The organism is Paenibacillus sp. VCA1, assembly GCF_031583795.1.
GTDB lineage: Bacteria > Bacillota > Bacilli > Paenibacillales > Paenibacillaceae > Paenibacillus_AQ > Paenibacillus_AQ albilobatus.
Genome location: NZ_JAVLSX010000008.1, coordinates 1 through 19,385, shown reverse-complemented (window position 1 = coordinate 19,385; position 19,385 = coordinate 1). Strand labels below are relative to the sequence as shown.

General features: G+C 40.4%; 17 protein-coding genes and 1 pseudogene. 8 read left to right on the top strand and 10 right to left on the bottom strand.

The annotated features are described in order from the left end of the window. Positions 1 to 437 precede the first annotated feature (437 nt). A complete protein-coding gene (locus tag RJP21_RS18625; protein ID WP_310860637.1) occupies positions 438 to 1,706 on the top strand; it encodes an SEFIR domain-containing protein in 1,269 nt (422 codons plus the stop codon). Between the two features lie 434 nt (positions 1,707 to 2,140). Here the strand turns inward: RJP21_RS18625 and RJP21_RS18620 are convergent, their stop codons facing one another. The 5 genes from RJP21_RS18620 to RJP21_RS18600 form a co-directional block, all read right to left on the bottom strand. Continuing rightward, positions 2,141 to 3,331: a DUF4317 domain-containing protein gene (locus RJP21_RS18620; RefSeq protein WP_310860636.1), complete on the bottom strand. Its 1,191-nt coding sequence runs from the start codon at positions 3,329 to 3,331 to the stop codon at positions 2,141 to 2,143. A 395-nt stretch (positions 3,332 to 3,726) separates the two neighbouring features. Then, positions 3,727 to 5,247: a UvrD-helicase domain-containing protein gene (locus RJP21_RS18615; protein WP_310860635.1), complete on the bottom strand. Its 1,521-nt coding sequence runs from the start codon at positions 5,245 to 5,247 to the stop codon at positions 3,727 to 3,729. Then, the gene (locus RJP21_RS18610) at positions 5,201 to 7,000 is read right to left on the bottom strand and encodes an ATP-dependent nuclease (protein ID WP_310860634.1); all 1,800 of its coding nucleotides are present in this window, start codon (positions 6,998 to 7,000) and stop codon (positions 5,201 to 5,203) included. The genes RJP21_RS18615 and RJP21_RS18610 overlap by 47 nt, the downstream gene beginning before the upstream one ends. A gap of 146 nt (positions 7,001 to 7,146) precedes the next feature. Next, entirely contained in the window at positions 7,147 to 7,716 is a 570-nt protein-coding gene (locus RJP21_RS18605; protein WP_310860633.1) for an SF0329 family protein, read from the bottom strand. Positions 7,717 to 7,985: 269 nt separating this feature from the next. Beyond that, on the bottom strand, positions 7,986 to 8,351 hold the full coding sequence (locus tag RJP21_RS18600; protein WP_310860869.1) for a MerR family transcriptional regulator: 366 nt from the start codon (positions 8,349 to 8,351) through the stop codon (positions 7,986 to 7,988). A gap of 116 nt (positions 8,352 to 8,467) precedes the next feature. Here RJP21_RS18600 and RJP21_RS18595 point away from each other — a divergent pair, with 116 nt between their 5' ends. Next, entirely contained in the window at positions 8,468 to 9,118 is a 651-nt protein-coding gene (locus tag RJP21_RS18595; protein WP_310860632.1) for a nitroreductase family protein, read from the top strand. Positions 9,119 to 9,372: 254 nt separating this feature from the next. Here RJP21_RS18595 and RJP21_RS18590 read toward each other — a convergent pair. Next, positions 9,373 to 10,137, bottom strand: a pseudogene (locus tag RJP21_RS18590) (glycoside hydrolase family 130 protein); the annotation flags it as partial. Between the two features lie 378 nt (positions 10,138 to 10,515). Next, positions 10,516 to 10,701: a hypothetical protein gene (locus RJP21_RS18585; RefSeq protein ID WP_310860631.1), complete on the bottom strand. Its 186-nt coding sequence runs from the start codon at positions 10,699 to 10,701 to the stop codon at positions 10,516 to 10,518. 124 nt (positions 10,702 to 10,825) lie between these two features. Between RJP21_RS18585 and RJP21_RS18580 the strand changes: the two genes are divergently transcribed. Further along, entirely contained in the window at positions 10,826 to 11,515 is a 690-nt protein-coding gene (locus RJP21_RS18580; protein WP_310860630.1) for a stalk domain-containing protein, read from the top strand. Positions 11,516 to 11,584: 69 nt separating this feature from the next. Here the strand turns inward: RJP21_RS18580 and RJP21_RS18575 are convergent, their stop codons facing one another. Next, positions 11,585 to 12,718 carry a hypothetical protein gene (locus RJP21_RS18575; protein WP_310860629.1) on the bottom strand — a complete coding sequence of 378 codons (1,134 nt, stop codon included), beginning with the start codon at positions 12,716 to 12,718 and terminating at the stop codon, positions 11,585 to 11,587. A 1,147-nt stretch (positions 12,719 to 13,865) separates the two neighbouring features. Further along, on the bottom strand, positions 13,866 to 14,042 hold the full coding sequence (locus RJP21_RS18570) for a hypothetical protein (protein ID WP_310860628.1): 177 nt from the start codon (positions 14,040 to 14,042) through the stop codon (positions 13,866 to 13,868). 170 nt (positions 14,043 to 14,212) lie between these two features. Here RJP21_RS18570 and RJP21_RS18565 point away from each other — a divergent pair, with 170 nt between their 5' ends. From RJP21_RS18565 to RJP21_RS18545, 5 genes are all read left to right on the top strand, one after another. Next, positions 14,213 to 14,545 (top strand): sigma-70 family RNA polymerase sigma factor, encoded by a 333-nt coding sequence (locus RJP21_RS18565; protein WP_310860627.1) that lies wholly within the window; start codon positions 14,213 to 14,215, stop codon positions 14,543 to 14,545. After that, positions 14,500 to 14,751, top strand: coding sequence for a hypothetical protein (locus RJP21_RS18560; protein ID WP_310860626.1), 252 nt, complete (start codon positions 14,500 to 14,502; stop codon positions 14,749 to 14,751). The genes RJP21_RS18565 and RJP21_RS18560 overlap by 46 nt, the downstream gene beginning before the upstream one ends. An 830-nt stretch (positions 14,752 to 15,581) precedes the next feature. Then, positions 15,582 to 15,971 carry a BlaI/MecI/CopY family transcriptional regulator gene (locus tag RJP21_RS18555; protein ID WP_310860625.1) on the top strand — a complete coding sequence of 130 codons (390 nt, stop codon included), beginning with the start codon at positions 15,582 to 15,584 and terminating at the stop codon, positions 15,969 to 15,971. After that, entirely contained in the window at positions 15,971 to 17,785 is a 1,815-nt protein-coding gene (locus RJP21_RS18550; protein WP_310860624.1) for a M56 family metallopeptidase, read from the top strand. Before RJP21_RS18555 ends, RJP21_RS18550 begins: the two co-directional genes overlap by 1 nt. Positions 17,786 to 18,648: 863 nt before the next feature. Continuing rightward, entirely contained in the window at positions 18,649 to 19,209 is a 561-nt protein-coding gene (locus tag RJP21_RS18545; RefSeq protein ID WP_310860623.1) for a pyridoxamine 5'-phosphate oxidase family protein, read from the top strand. Between the two features lie 80 nt (positions 19,210 to 19,289). On the opposite strand, the gene RJP21_RS18540 is transcribed toward RJP21_RS18545, so the two are convergent. Next, positions 19,290 to 19,385 (bottom strand): IS3 family transposase (locus RJP21_RS18540; protein WP_310860868.1); only part of this gene is annotated, 96 nt, incomplete at its 5' end.

Sequence of the window (19,385 nt, the reverse complement as noted above, 5' to 3'; positions counted from 1 at the left end):
TAGATTCCATCTCGTATAGTCACGATGGTCTACTTATAGACAGTGATTACGTCAGTGGAATGGTTAGCTCGATATCAATGTCATTTTCACATAATACCTTTATAAACAAAGAGAACCAAGATCCTCCATTATCTCCCGGAGAATGCGAAGAAAATTAAATCCCGGGTGAACGGAAATTATATTGCAGTTCTATATCAGAGCCCCTCCACTGCAACAACCTTTTCTGAATGTTATGAGGCATAGGGGAGCGAAGCCTTAAAAGAACATAGTGCGGGAATGATCCTGTAAAGGTTATTGGTGAAGACCCTGATAGTAAGGAAAGGAAATGTCACGACTGCCGTATGAATCTTTGTAATTTAAGTCGTGTTGATATTAAGGATTTAGGTCTCGATTGGTAATGGTTGTTTAAAGTATCAGTTAAGGAGGAATTTGCTTACATGGATGAAGAGAAAGTGCCTGTTGTCTTTGTCTCATACTGCTGGACAAACGAGACACACAAAGAGTGGGTCTTGAACCTGGCCAATCGGCTAATGAATAAATCCGGAGTTGAGGTAATTCTGGATAGATGGCATGGTGTCGTGGGTCATGACAGGTTCAAATTCATGGAGGACAGTATAAAACAAGCTGATAAGGTTCTCGTAATTTGTGACGAGATGTATTGTCGAAAAGCTAATAATAGAGCTGGAGGCGTAGGGACGGAAACGTTGATCATCACTCCGGAAGTATATCAAAACACCAAGCAAGAGAAATTCATCCCAATTGCGATTAACAAAGATTCGAATGGAAATTTTCTTCTCCCAACATATATTAGCTCTCGGTTCGCATTAGGAATGACTGATCCCAACAATTTCGAACGTGACTATAGTGAGTTGGAAAGGCTGATATGGGAAGAGCCGCAATTAAGACCGCCCGTTCGCGGACCAAAACCGGACTTTCAAAATCAGATAGTTACAGCAGAGCCTCAGGAGAAAAACCCTACACTCAAAACAGATAATACACATGAAGAAAGGGTCGTCTGGTTGTTGCCTCGCGGCTTTTTATTATTTGAGAACATCACCTTTAACAGGAGTGAATCCTGGGTCACTAGAGCGCATTATTACAACTATGATGGGGAGTGCCAGCTTGGAATCCATTTCCACGAATCATACAGTGACGCCTGGGATAAAAACCCAGAAATTCAGTTCAGAAAGCTTAGAATTCCTAAAGCTGACTGGGAATGGTGCGATCTTCCTTTGTACTACCTTGAATGGTTTAGGTTAGTTGACGCACCGATTGACATTAAACACAAGGTCAGCCAGTTACAATTAGATTATCCCGTTTATTATTATGCACCTTGGGAAGACATCCCACTTCCCAAAGTTCCCGAGGAATACAGCTTTTATTATGAAACCGGCGATTTACGAGATCTTATCGAAGATATAAGGAGCTTGGCGAAAAATGAGCATAAGGTGGAGGATTATCATGAGCGAGCAATCTCCATTAGACATTCAGCATATTTATTTTCTTTGAAATTTCTTGGACAGGACAATCCGTCACTCTCTTTTATCAAGGAGATCATCGATAAATATGACTCTTCCTTTGGTAAAATCCTGATGCAGGATTGGCTCAAAAGATTGGATACCATATTAACCAGTACCCTGAATCATGAAAGGGAGACATGGCAAGCGGAATTTAAAAGGTCGAAGGATGAGTCCCCAGCCAGGTAAATGATTCAATGGCGCCGGCCTAAAAAAATAAAAAATCCGCAGCTCCATAATAGTGGGGCTTCCTTGCTGGTAGGCTCCGTTACCCCAAAACAAAAAGAACAACGCCGCATGATATTCAAAAAAATAAAAATAAGGATCTTCATTAGATTTGGCCCGTAATTGAAATTTGAATTTGGTACGCTCTTTGATTCACAATAACCGCCCCCCCATAAGCGCTCGGACCTTTTTCAACTGGAATCGGATTTCTGGAAGGGAAGCGTATCGACTCAACGCACATGGTAAATACACTAAATAACAGACTCAATAAAGCAAGCATAAAAAAACCTCCCCTCACGCTAGACAGGCGAATCATAAAACCTGTCTACGTAAGGGGAGCATCTCCCTAATCTACTGGTATGACGTATGCAAAATCCAATTCAAAAGCTCTTACCACTTCAATCCGCCTTTTCCAACAACGTCTCTGTGCTCAGCGTAAACCCCTCAATGACGGCATCTTCGTCAACCTCAATCATGATGCAGCGTTTGCCTTGAAAGCTCACCTGCTTAATATACCTTAAATCCTGTGGGCTGATCGTAATCGTAGCTACCTTGGTATCGATTTTGATCGATTTGGACGTGAACTTCGGGATCACGCTTTTCGCCTTCAGTTCATAGTTCTTATCGTCCACGATGGTTTCGAACGCTCGTTCCACGGCTTCCTTGGTCACATTTTCCACGCCGCTTGCGGTCAGCACGCGTTCCACATCGGTATAATCCAGCTTCGGAGGTTCTTCCTCATCCTGGTGGGATTCAATCACATGATGAATTTCCTCGTACACGTGTGCGATCGTGGCGGAGTCCAGCTGTTCACCGGCCACTTCCTTCACGATGTCTTCAAAGATCGCTCGCTCTTCCAGCGCCGTTACAGACCGTTCCGCATTCAAAACTTCCGAGATGAAACGCTCATTAGGATCATTCGATTTCCCCGTACAATAGAGAACCCGGTTCACATCGGAATAATTGTCCGTCACGCTGGGATAAAAGAACCCTTCCTCCGGTGTGCTGAGCTTGATAATCGGATCTACAATGATATTGTACTTAAACTCTTTCTCCACATAGTCGAACAAGAGCGCCTTCCGCTGCTTCTCAGTAGAGTTCACGCTGCATAGAATGAACGGATGCCCGAACACTTCGTCATTTCCTGTCTCTTCGGCTTCATCATTCCTTGCCTTGGTCGGCCGGTAGTATTGTCCGCGTACGAACGTAATGACCGTATCCCGTTCATACGTCGTGTCTGCCATCATTTTCTCTACGAGCAGCAGCATCAGATCCTGCCACTCCTCCGGATCGCCCGTCTGGATCGCTTGGTGAAGCAGCACTCGTGAAGGGTCTTTCTGCTCTTTCGCTTCCTCCTGAAACTTGAGCTCGAACAGCTTATGATCCAATTCGCCAGTCAGCAGCTTTTTGAAATTGCCCATGTACAGCTCCTGCTTCTCCCGGTCCACTAACCCAAAAGGACTCCGCTCCCAGTGATAAATTTCGTTCGTTTCCTTCATAATGTACACGTTCAGAATATCATAAATTTGCATCAAATGATTATCCAGCTTAAACTGCTTGCGTATGTGCGCGACTTCTTTCTTGTTCATGGTTCGTCAGACAACTCCTAGAAAGTAAATTGGCTTTATAAGTATAAACGATATAAAAACCCTTCGCTAGAAGGGTTTCTTGTCAATACTTCTTTTCAGCTCCGTTCCAAACTAGCACCGCTACTGATTCCATATGGCTAAAGTGCTGAATATTGAGATATAAATTATTTTGATTGTACGGCGGTTCAAGGTCCAGGGAACCCTGACCGCTTCATTGCCAGTGGAGCGATAAGATTTAATCTCTGAACTTTTCGTTGATAGTGGAAAAATGGGAGGGATATTTAATGCAGAAGAAAGCCTTGTGAACAAGGCTTTCTTGAATTTTACGTTTCTACATTCGAGTGCGCCGCAACGCTACAAGAAAGAAGAAGTGTGACCAATTAGGCCTATCCAAATTACTCTACAAATTTCACTACCTGTTCAGCTTTTTTAATACCCTTCTCTTCTATAACCTGTTCAAAGTAATTATAATAATGTGCATCTTCTATCATCATGATAAACTTCTCTTTTGCTCTTGTAATGCATACATAATGATTATGAATGTGTTCGTTATTATATATTCTATAGTACCTTGAAAAACTAATAACTTGATCAAATTCTAATCCTTTTGAAGAGAAAACCGTCATGACTTTATATTTTTTTTCATTTATTTGAAAAGCCATTTCATATATAGTGTTTGATACACTTTCATGAAACTTTGATATTTCATCTTCACTTATTGAGATTCCAAGATATTCAGCTAATTCAGACAAAATCGAGTCAATTTTTTCAATTGATAGAGTTTCACTTTTCTTAAGATCACATATAATACTCTCCACTTCATACCTAGTTTGATTTCTTTCATCAATGTTTGAGTTCTCTAAAAAATCATAAATGGTATAAGCAACATTTTTACAGTATAGTGCCAACTCTTTTAAGAGTTGACCATTAGGAAGGCCCTCGTCTATAGGCGTTTTTGGTATATATACAAAATCAAAACCTTCATTTGTTAACAATTCAGCAATCCTTCGTGCGTCATTGTTAAAATTTGATATAATTGTTATTTCTTTATTAAGATCAACTAAATTAGCCTCAATTAATTTATTAAAATCTTCTACGATAGAGTTTCTACTACTATTCTTCTTAAATATCACATGTTCTACATTACCTGAAATAGCTTTATAGTATTTATCATTATGAAATAAATTGGCGTAATTCTCTATTTCTTCATGGCATCTAAAGTTAGTTACAAGTTCAAATGAATTGAAATTTTCATTTGCCAATTGCTCAAAAATATTACTCATTGCTCCTCTCCACAGATAGATCGCTTGTTTCGCATCACCTACTATAAATAACTTAAGCCCTAATGTATTCTTTAAGTACATAAAAAATAAATGCATATCGGAGTCTGAATCCTGGTACTCATCTACAAAAATAACAGCATATTTAGATTTAATGTATTCTTGTGCAGCTTGAGAGCTTCTGATAATTGTTAGAGCTATTTGAAAATTAAAATTAAGCCTGTTATCATTGAAACTTCCTAATATTTTATTCTTACTTAGTTGCTCTAACCCTGCCGTAAAATTATTAAATTTAAATTTTTCATCGTAATCGACAGCATAATCTCCTGTATAAAGTATCCCTAAGGCATCTGTAATAAATGGACGAATTACTTCTTTTTCAATAAATGAGTCATTTGTCATTACAGAAAAAGGTTTTTCGATAAGTTTAGAAGCTTTTTTTCTGATTTCATTCGTAGCTTTCACTGTAAAGGTAATTGCAGCAATAGTACGATGATCCTTTATTTTATTTAGTTCAATTGCCATTTTTTTTACCATTATTGTTGTCTTACCGGACCCTGCACTTGCTGATACCAAGATGTTACCTTCGTTATTGAGTATCGCTTCTCTCTCCGCCTGATCCACTAGATTGCTCATGTTTCACCAACTTTCTCAATGATTCAAATAGAGGATGTTGAATAATTTTTATACAATCTTCTTCAAGAAGAGAATTTGTTAATTCTATCATATTAATTAATTTATGATCCTGTAGATATTTTACTGGATTCTTCCCTAATATCTCTGTCATTCTATTTCCAATAACCTCAAACAAATCATGTTCCAAATCAATTTTAGATAAATAAATCTGTTTATCTTTCATTCTATTTATTTCATCAAAATATCTATCATAAATCTTTAATTTCATTTCAATTATTTTTTTGATTTTTGTGTTTTCTGAAAAAGTTTTTCTTCCTTTATGAAAATAATCAATTTCCACTGATTCTAGTGAGGGAATGTCATTATCTTCTAATTCAATATTCAAAAGATTCATACATCGTTGTAAACCAATTAGGTCAAAAACCTTAGGTTGCCCTCTTTTTGCTTTCAAATCATTATCAGTCTTTACAATGACATCAATATTAAGTTTTTTTAGTACTTTTGAATATGGTTTGAATTTGATACCGCTTACGTCTAATATATACCCCCCATCTAATTCATACATAGGAGATACTTCTTCTAATATCTTCTCAAATAGAACTTTTTCTGACGGACCTTCTACAAGAAGCACCTTTTCAGCAAATAATGCTGTAGCTAGCGATCTATTCAGCTCTTTTTTAACTTGTTTATATTCATCATCCACTTGATAAATGTAGGATTCACAAACTACTGTCTCTTTTGAATAAATCCTAATTAGTGAAGCATTATCCATTTCATATAACAGTTCTGAGGAATGTGTAGATAAAAAGAAATATTGATAAACTTCTGAACTAAAAAGCTGTTTGGATAATGCTATTTGCATTGATCTATGTAAACTATTCTCTGGCTCCTCAATTAAGAAAATAATAATTCTATTCCCTTCTTGTGCTTTAATTAAGTGGTTCAATAACGAATATGCAAGAATTTTCTTTCTTCCATCTCCAGATGTAGGATAAATATTATCATCGTTATCCTTCTTTATATATGGAATCAAATTAGAAAAATATCCATTAATAGATAACTCAGATTTCATTTCAATATTAATTTTCTCTTTTTTAAGTTTTTTGTACTCCTCAGTTATTAATGTTTGAAATGATTGAATGACATTCATGCTGCTAATTTTGGCGTTTAATTGAATTCCTAAGTCTTTTATCTCTCTAGAGATACCAATATCTTGTTCATCGAGTTTTTTTTGATCGAATAATTTTTTTCTATTCTTAGAGAATGTTGTTGATAAGTCTATTGTTGGATCAACGTAGACAATATTAAATATTTTATCTATAGGACTAAATGACCCTTCTTGGACTATTTCCTCAAGTTCATCCACTTTATTTCCCCAAAATAATTTTGGAATTCCAGCTTCTTCACCTTTATCATATGTACCCTCGACTCGGAAAAAGAAACTGTTTAATTCATCACTTGATCGTGCTCCACCAACTTTTGCAATAATGTGTTTAGAATCATTATTTTCAACTCGATCTGATAAATCAACACCTAAAGTTATCCTAATCACTTTTTCAGTCAGTGATTTATAAAAGTCACTTTCCTTAAACCCATTTTTCCGCATGTCCCTATCCAGCAAATATCTTAGTGCACACATTAAATTTGTTTTCCCCATATCATTCATTCCAAAAATTACATTTTGATTGGTTAAATTCACTTCTACTCTAAGAAAATTACGGAAGTTTTCTATTACAAGACTCTTAAGTTTCACAGATTATTTCCCCCTCGTTACATTACTCTCTTTCAAAGCAGTTCAGAGCATATAAACGCTTACAACATTTATGCATGACTATAACCCTACATATTTCGCTACATCTTTACCCTAAACCTCCCAAACAAGTGTTCTGTGTGAGATTCTCAACATGTACTACGCCGCAGTTCATAAAAATACTGCACAACGGGATGCTTTAACTTCATTTTCTCGGATATGTTCAAAATCCGCTTTTTCCCGACTCGTCTGTCTACCAAAGCTAGAATATTCAGTAAGATATCTTTGCTCTCGATGCTTTCTTCTATAGAAGTAGATAAATATTGAGTAGCGACAGCGACAAAATTAGATTTGCTTAATGAAGCCTGCGCGGACAAAAGCTCCTTGGCGTACTCCGATATTTTTCTGTTTCTGGCAATAACTTTTAGACGATCCTCCGGAACGGTCCCCTTGGTATCTTTTCTTACCGCTTCCATTTCTTCATCGCTGATCGGAATTTGGATATCGGGGTCATTTTTAATTTCTATCTCCGTCTGATACCACCTAATTGAACTCGCTTTATCATTCATTCGGAGTACGTCCTTTTTATCTACCGAAATATAACAAAGCCCTGCTTTATCAGGCAAATAACGATAACCGGTTGCACGGTATTCAACCCTTCCATTTAACGCAGGACAGAGAAAACTCTCCAGCTGCTGCTTCAATTTACTCCAGGACATGGTTCCTCCTATATTCTCAAACCCTGTCTAATCCGTATTTACGGCTGTCAGGTGTCAGGCTTTCTTTTTTTTAAAAAATTATGCTTAAAAGGGCACAGTATCATTCTGCTCCGTTTTGTTCAGTATGAATAAACCCCTGCCAAAAAACAACCCATTTTGCTTGTACGTGACCCACGATAACTTTTGACAATAAACTACGAACAAGACAATTCCGTTTATGCCATACGGTAATCCATATGCTCAGATTCACGAGGCCAGTTCTTAATGTGTCAATATTTTCCGAACCCTTTCTCGCATATAATATCCGTTTCAAGAATGTCGTAAAGGTCTTTTTTGGAATCCTCTAACTTTTTTTGAGCATTTTCGATTTCGGATATTTTCTCCAGAATTATATGTGATTGATCCTCTTTGGACATTCCATTTTTCGAGATCATCGCTTTGATATCGTTAATTGAAAATCCCACAGCTAAACATTTTTTAACAACCTCTAGATAAGGAATGATTTCTGAAGCATAATCCCGGTAATTATTCTGTTCTCTCCGAACGTAATCATTCGTTATAATGCCTATTTTCTCATAGTATCGGATTGTTGATATGGGAAGGTCAACCATTTTGGCGACTTCACTAATCTTCATATTAATCACCCCAATTCCTTCTCTTGCTATAAAGTATACTTCATAGTTTACAATCCTCCTAGTGAGGTGAAGCGGCCCGAATCTCACAACAAATATAGATGAAGGAGAGAATAAACATGAGCACAGTGACCGGAAAATTCCACGCAACTAACAATTTCAATGAAATTGTCTTGGGACGCCGTTCGGTAAAAGTGTACGATCCCAAAGTGAAAATTAGCCGGGAAGAAATGACTGAAATTTTAACGAAAGCTACCCGCGCCCCTTCTGCGATTAACATGCAGCCATGGCGTTTCCTAGTTATAGACAGCGCTGAAGGCAAAGAAAAACTTGCACCTCTGGCATCCTTCAACCAGTCGCAAGTTTTGACTTCATCGGCTGTCATCGCGGTTTTTTACGATGCCAACAACATTGAATATATGGACGAGATTTACGGTAAAGCTGTAGAACATGGATACATGCCGCAGGACATCATGGACTTGAATTTGCAACAAGCGAAATCCTACTATGCGAATATATCCTCATCTGACCTCCGAGACATGAACTTGATCGACTCGGGCATCGTATCCATGCAACTCATGCTTGTTGCCCGCGCCCATGGATATGACACGAACCCGATGGCCGGATATGATAAGGAACGAATTGCTGAAGTTTTTGGTCTTCATAAAGACAGGTTCCAACCGGTCATGTTGATCTCGATCGGAAAAGCAGCCAAAGAAGGCTATCCGTCTTACCGCCTGCCGGTTGAAACCGTTACGACTTGGGCATAACCAAACATTAGCTAAAAATATTAAATCAGAACCCTATCCTGGAACGCTTTACGTTTCAAGCTTTTTTAGAAGCATGTCCGAGTCTAGCCAACGGATAGCGGCAGCCAATCGCGGGACTGGCTTAGCTTGCGGTCTGATTTTTAGTTACATCCACAACTTCCTGCAAAGCTAAATGGTAGTGGTTTTTCTAGGAGACGTTAAAAAGGAGGCCTCCGGATCCTATCCGAAGTCCTCCTTCATTCTACTTATGCCGGTCATTCCCCTACGGGTTCAAGACTCCCTAATATTTCGCTAAGGCTCAGCTCGGCGCACGCCATGGACGTGTCAGCCACTCCGTAATACATCCGGACGACGTCCCCGTGAACCGTCGCGCCGCAGGAGAACACCACATCGCCAAAGAATCCATTGGTTTCATAATCCGCTTCGGGCTCCATCATCGGCTTGCCGGAACGGGCGATGACTTTGGATGGATCATTCAGGTCCAGCAGGACCGCTCCCATGCAGTACCGGTGATCCTGGGTCGCTCCGTGGTACAGTTCAAGCCAGCCCTGTTCGGTTTTGATCGGAACGGCTCCGCCACCGATACGGCCGCTGTCCCACATGCCTTGACGCAGGCCGATCAGATGTTTGTGGTTGCCCCAATACAATAAATTATCCGATTCGGCGATCCAGATTTCGGGGCGGCCTACGCTTTTGGTTGTCGGACGGTGCAGTGCATAATACTTGCCGTTGATTTGCTCAGGGAAAATGATCACGTCCTTATTGTCCGGTCCAAAGATAAGGCCATGATGGGTTCAGGTCCGAAAATCCTTCGTTGATACCATCGCTTCCCCGATGCCTACCGGCGATACCGCCGAGAAATAAATGTAATAAGTGTCGCCGATTTGCGTAATCCGCGGGTCTTCGATGCCGAAAATCTCCAGCGAGTTGGAAGGGTAAATGAAAGGCTTATCCTCAATGGTGAAATGATGTCCGTCCTTGCTGCGAGCCATCCGCAAATAAGACAAGGACGTGAGGTAGAGCAGGAGTCTTGATTTGCCCATCTATTTCAGCTAGTCGCCGAGCGGTATCCGCTTGTTCTTCCCCCCCGGATCGTACGTCATGTTCGTTTGTCCCTTATTGAAAGCTGGGGGATGGAAGGCATGGTCGGCAAACGTAAAAACAGCCGGTACGTAAGCCTCCGTTCCGAGACCTGGAAAAAGGTCATTAATTGGTCGTATACTGAGGTCTTTATCACAGGCTACAGTAAAGGGGATTTGGGTGGCTGACGGCTGTACTGGACGGTTCCTGAAAGCTGCGGCCGGCCGGTGTTATCGAGCATGGTCCGAGCATGAAGACAAAGAAGGAATTTTACGCAGCAAGCAAAAAAATGATATCCGGGAGAATCGCAAATTCGTCTACCTGGAGCCAAGGATCAGAGCAGAAGTGAAAATGAGGAACTGGAACAGAGCGATATCCTTCCGCCCAAGCGCCGTTTCAATCACATAACCGGCTGCCATCCGCAGCGAGCAATCCAAAGCATGTTCATCCACAATAAAATCCCTGCGGAAATTTAACTTTATAATATCCAGAAGTTCGTTCATCTTCAGACTTTCTTCAGGAACCGGTTTAGCTAAATGTCATCTTGATATTTTTTTCAAAGGAATTCCATATATTAATATTTATATTAAAATATGTTATAGTAAAGCCATCATAGGAGGGATTTTTTTGAAAAAATACGTATGGTCAGGACTTGCAATTGGTTTAGCGTCTGTACTCATTAGCGGATCAATTCTTGCAGCCACAGGGAAAATCAAAATAATTGTGAATGGAACAGAGCTTACAACGGACACATCACCCAAAATTGAAGATGGAAGAGTGCTCGTCCCCATCAGCACGATATCCAAGGCATTAAGTGTTGGGGTATCTTGGGATCCTAAATCTAAATCTGTGAAGGTGGATTCGAAGCCGAACGTTTTAAATGATGATCTCAGTGCTCTGTACACTTCCTATGCTGACGCGAGAGACGTGATCGCTGAATACTTCTCTTACTATGATTCAAAAAAGGATGGCTATCAAGCGTTGGTGACAGATCAATTTAAGAGTGATTTTGTTGACCCCCAAAAAATTATAACTTCCAATGATGAACCAATCTTAGATTATAAAATTATTGGCGGTAAATATAATGGGACATTGGAAGAGCTAGTACAATATAAATTTCGTGTAGAAGTCATCCGATTTATTGATGTTAACAAAGGAGCAGCAAAAGTCGCAAAAATTCAATTGGACTTTAATTTGAAATATGACATAAACAAAGGGAAGTATTTAATTGATGGTATCTATAAAGCAAGTAAGGAAGAACTTATAAATTCATATACGGTATTTACAGGTCTAACGTTTAGAGACGAACAAAGGTAAGCAGAAGGGGCTAAATCATAAGTATATTAACTTATGGTTTAGCCTCTCTTTATAAATAGGTGTTCGGTATTAGATCGTAGACATTAACACAGCTACTGCTGTATTGGCGCCTCCGCCATTAGAAATTTTGATAGTATAATCTACAGTTGCTCCTTTAGGAACATTTACAGAAACAACTTGAACACTTTCTTGAGTGGTTGCACCTGATGCAGGTGGTGAAATTACCGGAACAATTTTAGTAATATTGTTCGCACGTACAGCACCGAGATAACTTCCTCCACGTGCGCAGAGATTAATTTTAACTGTCTTATCTGCTGTCGTATTGTTGACAAAACGAAGAGGTACTTGGTAAATCACTCCGTAATGACCTGGGTTATCATATGGAATAGCATAATCAGGACTACTAGGATTCTTATAGCTTGTATTTGCCTTCATTATGTTGTCATAATCCTTATTACTTACATTAACACTAGCAGGTGCTGAACCCACGTTATATACAAATGGTTGAACCGTGGATGTATTCATGGACCCGCTAATGTCACTGAAGCTCCAAGAGCCACGTGGATGTTTTGTAGGGTTACCGTTAGAATCAGTGCCCGCTCGAACGACAAATCCTTGATGCTTGGTCAAGTCTTGCGAAGTGTCTTTACCCGCTACGGAGCGGATTTTGTAAATCAACGCACTGCTCGAATTTGTAGCGTTTGAGATATCGAACTCCATCACACCACCGACTAAATAACCAGGATTCACAGTCCATTCTTTAATCACTTTTAAACTGTTTTTCGGTACAGATATATTTGAGTTGCCCCCATCTAAGGTTCCAGCTAGCAGGGCGGCGGCAGCACATTTCCCTTGTTGCAAGAAGTTATTTGTAATTGCAACACCTGTATTGATATTAGAAACGGTATACGTGTCTGTAGTCGAACCGTTACCAATCGTAAAGCCAACTTTAATCGGCTGAGAAGTACCATTCAAGTGCCAAAAAAACACACGATATTTTACAGTCGATTGACTAGATACCGTATCATCCCACAATGTAATCATATTTGTATTTGCATTCGTAAAATCCGAGGATCGAATCGTTTCCGGGTTATCCGAGATAAAGAATCGACGGGAACCAGATACGGGAATTCCATAAAAGTTTGTGGGTGTTACGTTAGGAACATTAGTTTCTTTGGCAAGTTCAGTTTGATTACAAGTCATTGATAATAACCTCGCTTTGAATATTAAATTTAAGTTTCAATTCGTAAACTGTGCACCGTTCCGATTGAATCCTTATACAGTAGAGTAGTTTGAGAGAGTTAAAAAACAACCACTAAAAAATATTTTCTTATTTTTCGGTATTCATTTTTGTACTACTACTTATCATTTATTTTGAGGGAAGATTTGATGCCTGCCTCCACTTGGAGGCGAGGGCGTTATATCATTCCTTGCGAAATGTGGAAGATCAGCGCAGCTAATGCTCAGTCCGGACAGAGCGGATCGATAACCGACAGAAATACAGCGAGCAGCCGCAAGAGGCCCGACATTTTCCTACTTTATTGCCCCATCTCCTCGAAAGGGAGACCGTTCGACCGCCTTAGCTTTTTGCAGGTTAAGAGGCGGCTTGTCAAACGGCTAGTAGGATGCTACTCGCGTTGCCATGCGGAAGGCAAAAGGAATAAAGCTCCTTAAAACAAAAACCAAGCAAAGAAGCCCTACAAAGGGCTTCTTTGCTTGGTCTGAATAAATTAATTATTCATAAAATGCGTATCCTGTAATAAGAGTTCGAGGACCCCTGTTAACACCGTCCACCTTCCATACCCCATTTGTAAACACAAGCGTAATTGACCGATCCTCTATATATTGATCTTCACCCATTAAGCCATTTGCTAGTATGACAGACTGTGAAAGTATAAGCTTTTGTCTGACTGATATATTCAGGCAAAGTAACAGGGGCTGTATAAGTATTTACCGTACCCAGTCCTTTATTTTGAACAATCGATTTTATCAGTTTATCAGTAAAATACGGTTTAAAATGTGCACTAACATTTTTCAGTGATGCTGTATTCCCTGCTTCGTTTAGCTTCTCGGACAACACCTTTAACCGTGCATCCGTAATTTTTTGGTTTTTCTGGGATTTGAATAGACGGTTGATCCATGTTAATAATGATGAACTTTCCATCCAATACGACGCTTGCTTCCTTCGCTTTGATCCATTGACCATGATCTTCCGGAAAAAATATAACGAGAAGACTGAACAGAAAGCCTAGACCGACTTCTCATTAACCAGGTAATTTCGCAGATCCTGTTATACAAAATTGAAATTAACTTCAAAGTAATCACTTCAATCCATATAGACCAAAAACCTTTAATCTTGTGTTTCTTTATGAACCGATTGAATGGCTTGAGCAAGCTGCTTTAAGGAGGAGTCCAAACGATCCAGTTTCTCACCTATCGTCTGTAAGACATAGCGTATCAAAATGAAACACAAAGTTACCGGAAAACCCACATTTGTAATTAATGATATTGTATCCGTAACTTCCATATACCGTACCCTCCTTTTCGAATTTCTATCTATTAGGAAACTCAATTTACCATTTAACAACAAAAAATGATACAATAAAAAAAACAGGAACAAGTGTTCCTATTTTAGTTGTAAAATTACTCCTTGTTTTCCCTATATATACACGATGATCACAAAAGGGAGAGATACAAATGGAACAAACAGAAATTTATGAACACTATAAAACAGAAATTTATCGTATTGGTTGGAGGGTTCAGTATCAAGCTAAAAAGATACGAAATCGTGAACATTCCTTCAATGATAAAGAGCCCTTCTACTCAAACTTTGCTACGGAAACAGAAGAAAAAATGTGGGTTCATCAATTGCTTGACACATTACCCCCTCAGGGGAAATCAATTATTGAAAAAATATATCTACAAGGCCTTACAGAAGTTGAAGTAGCGAAACAGCTTAACATTAGTCAACAGGCGGTGAACAAATGGAAGCGAAAAATGCTTGCACAACTATCTCTAATAGCGAAATGATAAAACTTCTTGAAGCTGCCAAACAAAAGGATCGTACTGCGATGTTACAACTCATAGACCTTTTTAGAGAGGATATTTTGAGAATTAGTCAATTTATCCATTTGCCTAAGGAAGATGCGATATCAGCTATCATTACTGAGTTTCTCGAACTCGTACAAGGTTCTGATAACAACGGTGTAATGCAAGACAACAAGAATATTACATAAGTGCATTCCGACCTGGTTCATGCAGTAGCAGATTACCGGTAAAGGTATTTCTCAGGAGCGTAAAGCATTACAAGATCATACGACTCCTTTTGATACATCTGGTAAAATAACTGATTCTGAGAAGTCTATCAGATCCAATAGAATGTAAAATCTCCTGGAATAGTCAAAGCGATTTTTAATATTTCCCTAGAAAATTCAAGTTTGTTCATGCGTAGCATCCCCAAATTTCTTTATTGGGAAATGAAAAAAGCACCCCTGAAGGATGCTTTTTTTGTCTGTTTATAGTTATTCGTTTAAACTAACTAATCTAAACACTAGAATTTTTTAAACGTCTAATTCCGCCATAGTAGAAGCGATTCTGCATGACGCTAAACCGTTTAAGTGGTCCCCCGTCGGGGCATAGCATTTGATGTTGTAAATACTCAGTAATCAGATGTTCTATCCCCATTGAAATTAGTGCTAAACACCTTTGTAGAATCCAAATCCATTGGAGTAATAATTGGTTCATCTGCATCTCCAATTGTTCCATTTCCAACTACCTCAATTGGCTTAGGAGTTGTAGACTGACGCTTTCTTTACCTCCCAGTTCCCGTCCGGACGTTCTCGCTCTGTACAAGGCCGTAGCTCATTGAACAGGAGGGAGAACGGCCGCTGTTTCGGCGTGCATGTTCCATATTGGGTTAACGCAAATGTCCCCCTAATGCAACCTTCCATCATTCCGGAACGTCAAACATAATGAAAACTAAAATTATAAGGAATAACTTGCATTTCAATTATACACTTGTATAATTGGTTGTATTAGACAAATGTATAACAGAGAGGAAAAAAACATGGAACCTAAAATGAAACGACTGCCCGATGCTGAACTGGAAGTCATGCTAGTCATCTGGAAGACGGGGCAATCGCTAAATTCCTCTTACATTCTGGATCAACTTCGGGATAAGCGGAATTGGTCATTGCCTACTCTTATGACTGTGCTTGCACGGTTAACGGAAAAAGGATTTCTAATTTGTGAGAAAGAAGGTCGAAATAACAGGTACTATCCCGCCATATCGGAAAGCGAGTATAAGGAGAGCGAAGGCAAGTCCACATTGATGAAGCTTTTCGGCAACTCAGTCCAAGACATGGTGATGTCCTTGTACAACGGGAAAGCGATTAACAAAAACGATCTTGCCGAGCTGCGGGAGTTCATTGATAAAGTGGAAAAGGAGGAAAGCTGATGGCCAGCCTATTTTCAGACTATCTGAACATTTCGGTTACGACCAGCTTGCTCATTGCAATCTTACTTTTCCTGACTCCCCTGTTGCGCAAACGTTATTCGGCAAAATGGACCTACTGGATATGGATGGTTTTGGCAATCAGATTGCTGTTGCCTTTCCATTTTTCATTTGACAAGAGCTTAATCGACATTTCGTTACCCGATAACCCAATCGTTAACCACGCCGCTCAAGGCGTCTCGCAAGCAAATACGCAAGTTGAACAGCCAATTGCCGCGCAGCCCATACAGGTACAGACAGCCGTCGAGCCGGCCGTCCATGCCCCGTCTCTTTTCTACATTCTAGCTACGCTCTGGCTGATCGGGGCGGTGTTGTTTCTCGCGTATCATGTCGCAGGATATTACACGTTCAGAAAACAGGCGCTTCGCTGGAGCAGACCCATCGAGAGCAAACCAATCGCAGCCCGAATCCGAAACATGATGCTCGAAATGGGCGTCCCCTTGTCTGTCCCTGTGCTAACCAGCGAAAAAGTGCCAAATCCGATGCTTGTCGGTTTCAGAAAGCCACTGCTGCTTTTGCCGCATGAGCAGTATTCCGAAGAAGAATTGACGTTCATCATCAAGCATGAGCTGGTCCATTATCAGCGCCATGACATCCTGTATAAGTTGCTGCTCGTAACGGTGCATGCTCTACATTGGTTTAATCCTTTTGTATGGCTGCTCGTCCGGGAAGCCAGTCGAGAAATTGAATTGTACTGCGACGATACTGTCGTGAGTAAGCAAAGCCTAGCCTATCGCAAAAAATATTGCGAAGTCATTCTATCTGTCATGCAGAAGCCGGGTCCTCGCTTTTTAGCGTTATCCACGAATTTTTCAGGAGGGAAACATACCATGAAACAAAGATTCAAGTCCATCCTGAGTATGAAGAAGAAACGAAGTGGACTTATGCTGTTCTGTACGGTTATCCTTTCACTGGGCGTATTAGCCGCCTGCGCCAATGTTACAAGCGGCAACAGCGCGGCCTTCAAACCCGGTACGATCTATTCTAACCTCGTCGGGGACCAAGTTGTCTCCTATGACGCAGGCAATTCCTATTCGATTGATAAGGAAGGCCATGTTTCCATCTCATATCGAAATGGGAAGGTGACTGCAAAAACGCCTTTACAATTAGATATGGCAAGGGAATCCTACGACCGAGGACTAAGCGAAGGCAGCTTTTTCATCTCCGAAGATAAAACCGCCATTGTGTATAATCCCGATCCTGACAAATTCGCTCCGGTTCATGTTCTGATCAGCGACAACATGGGCAAGACATGGAATGAGACGGTCATTCAAAACGAAGACGCCAAGGGTGATGAGCTATTCATCGGTTTCACGTCGGAAAAAGAAGGTTGGATGGTTGTCGGCCACGGCTGCGGAGTCGCATGCGCGGAAAACTTTGTCTTTCAGACTTCGGATGGCGGAAAAACATGGATCGAAACAGGAAATCCGAATGATAAGTATTCGGAACATTTAACGGGGGTCGGTTTCGCTAGCCCCGATATCGGCTTTTTAGGATACAGATATTTCACAGCGCCCGATCCGATCATTTATTGGACCAAGGATCGGGGGAAGACTTGGGATCGACTCCCTGTCAGCCTTCCAGAAAAGTTTGAGAAATACTCAAAGAACCCGCTCTCGCCTTTCTTTAACGGGAAAGAAGGACGTTTTCCTATTAGCCTGTCCGGGGATAATGGAATCATTGGAACCATTTATTTATCCAGCAAAGACGGTGGCTTAACTTGGGCTTATGACGCATCCTTGGATAAGTTGAAATAACCATAAAAAACGAAAGAAAGAGCGGCCGTCTAAATGAGCCGCTCTTTCTTCATCATAAAATTACTTTTTCCAGCCTCCGCCGCCATTACCGGGTTTGAACTTTTCTCGCCTTCACTTAATAAGGAGATGGATCAGTATGAATTACAACCAAATGAAATGCCCTTTTATATTTTTACAGTACAAGTAAGTGAAGCCTCCCCTTCGGCAACGTCTCTTAGAGATTTGCCCCTACCCCTTTCAAACAGATAATTCAAACAGATAAAGCGAAGATCATTTAGTCTCCGCATTATTATGGCAAGTGTTTCTTCTCTTAACACATCATTCTCAATTTTAGAAAGAAGGAAGTTACTAAAATGCAAATGATGTGTTGTCGCCAAACGATTATGAAATTCATTAGAGGATTTAATTGTTTCAGAATACATTTTTAAATATATTGCCCCAATATTGCCCCAATAAAGTTAGTTAAAATCCCTGCCACCTTCTTAAGTGTGAAGATAAATGGGGACGATAAAACACTTGCGATTAGTTTGGAAAAACAAGCACGGATAGAATTGCAGGATGTTTGGGCGTGGGTAAATAAAGACTGAAGTCTTTCCATGTAGTCTTTTGGTTGTAAAAAAGGATATCCATTGAAAAACAGGAGACACGTAATCTCAAAGAGTTTCGGTGCCATTATCAATAAAAACTAACCTTTCTGTATGAAGGGGCTTTCCGGTAACCAAAAACAATACCAGGGAGCCCCCATAACACAAACACTCATAACTTTAATGTATGATTACGCGGTAAAAATATATTTTTAATATGCAGCGGATTAACATACAATGAATTTAATTAAGCGACAGCGTACGAATGGGGGGAATCAAATGGGGAAACAATTTCCGGCTATGCTGCCTGAGCATATGGATTTTATCCGGAAGCAGCATATGTTTTTCGTTGGTACTGCGCCGTTATCGCAGGAGGGGCACGTCAATTTGTCGCCAAAAGGTTATGACACGTTCCGGATCTTGTCCGAGCACCGGGTCGCGTATTTGGATTTGACCGGAAGCGGCAATGAAACCAGTGCCCACCTGGAAGAAAACGGCCGGATCACGATCATGTTCTGTGCGTTTGAAGGGCCGGCGAACATTATGCGCCTGTACGGAACTGGCACGGTGGTTTTACCGGAGAGCAGCGAGTGGGAGACGTTATACCCTTTGTTTGATCCGATGCTCGGAGCCAGGCAGATTATAACGGTCGATGTGCATAAAGTGCAGACGTCCTGCGGATATGCCGTCCCCTTCATGACCTATGAAAAGGAAAGGGACACGCTTCATCGATGGGCAGAGCATAAAGGCGAACAAGGGCTTCACGACTACTGGCAGGAGAAAAACAGGAGCACGATCGACGGTATGCCGACTCCTTTAGGAAAACGGCTGGGGTTATAGCCTAGTAAAAAAAGCGAAATCAAATTACCGATAACGCAAAACAAGCCGCTGACCCCCAAAAGCTAGACACGGTTATTTCATCAAGCAGCTTTCTCAAAATGAGTTCGGTACTGTACCGGACTCATTTTGATTTTTGCTTTTAACCGTTTGGTATTGTAGTATTCAATATATTTTTC

Coding starts and splice junctions, on each gene's coding strand:
- RJP21_RS18625 (WP_310860637.1), top strand. CDS start 438: ATGGATGAAGAGAAAGTGCCTGTTGTCTTTGTCTCATACTGCTGGACA.
- RJP21_RS18620 (WP_310860636.1), bottom strand. CDS start 3,331: ATGAACAAGAAAGAAGTCGCGCACATACGCAAGCAGTTTAAGCTGGAT.
- RJP21_RS18615 (WP_310860635.1), bottom strand. CDS start 5,247: ATGAGCAATCTAGTGGATCAGGCGGAGAGAGAAGCGATACTCAATAAC.
- RJP21_RS18605 (WP_310860633.1), bottom strand. CDS start 7,716: ATGTCCTGGAGTAAATTGAAGCAGCAGCTGGAGAGTTTTCTCTGTCCT.
- RJP21_RS18600 (WP_310860869.1), bottom strand. CDS start 8,351: ATGAAGATTAGTGAAGTCGCCAAAATGGTTGACCTTCCCATATCAACA.
- RJP21_RS18595 (WP_310860632.1), top strand. CDS start 8,468: ATGAGCACAGTGACCGGAAAATTCCACGCAACTAACAATTTCAATGAA.
- RJP21_RS18585 (WP_310860631.1), bottom strand. CDS start 10,701: ATGAACGAACTTCTGGATATTATAAAGTTAAATTTCCGCAGGGATTTT.
- RJP21_RS18575 (WP_310860629.1), bottom strand. CDS start 12,718: ATGACTTGTAATCAAACTGAACTTGCCAAAGAAACTAATGTTCCTAAC.
- RJP21_RS18570 (WP_310860628.1), bottom strand. CDS start 14,042: ATGGAAGTTACGGATACAATATCATTAATTACAAATGTGGGTTTTCCG.
- RJP21_RS18565 (WP_310860627.1), top strand. CDS start 14,213: ATGGAACAAACAGAAATTTATGAACACTATAAAACAGAAATTTATCGT.
- RJP21_RS18560 (WP_310860626.1), top strand. CDS start 14,500: ATGGAAGCGAAAAATGCTTGCACAACTATCTCTAATAGCGAAATGATA.
- RJP21_RS18555 (WP_310860625.1), top strand. CDS start 15,582: ATGGAACCTAAAATGAAACGACTGCCCGATGCTGAACTGGAAGTCATG.
- RJP21_RS18550 (WP_310860624.1), top strand. CDS start 15,971: ATGGCCAGCCTATTTTCAGACTATCTGAACATTTCGGTTACGACCAGC.
- RJP21_RS18545 (WP_310860623.1), top strand. CDS start 18,649: ATGGGGAAACAATTTCCGGCTATGCTGCCTGAGCATATGGATTTTATC.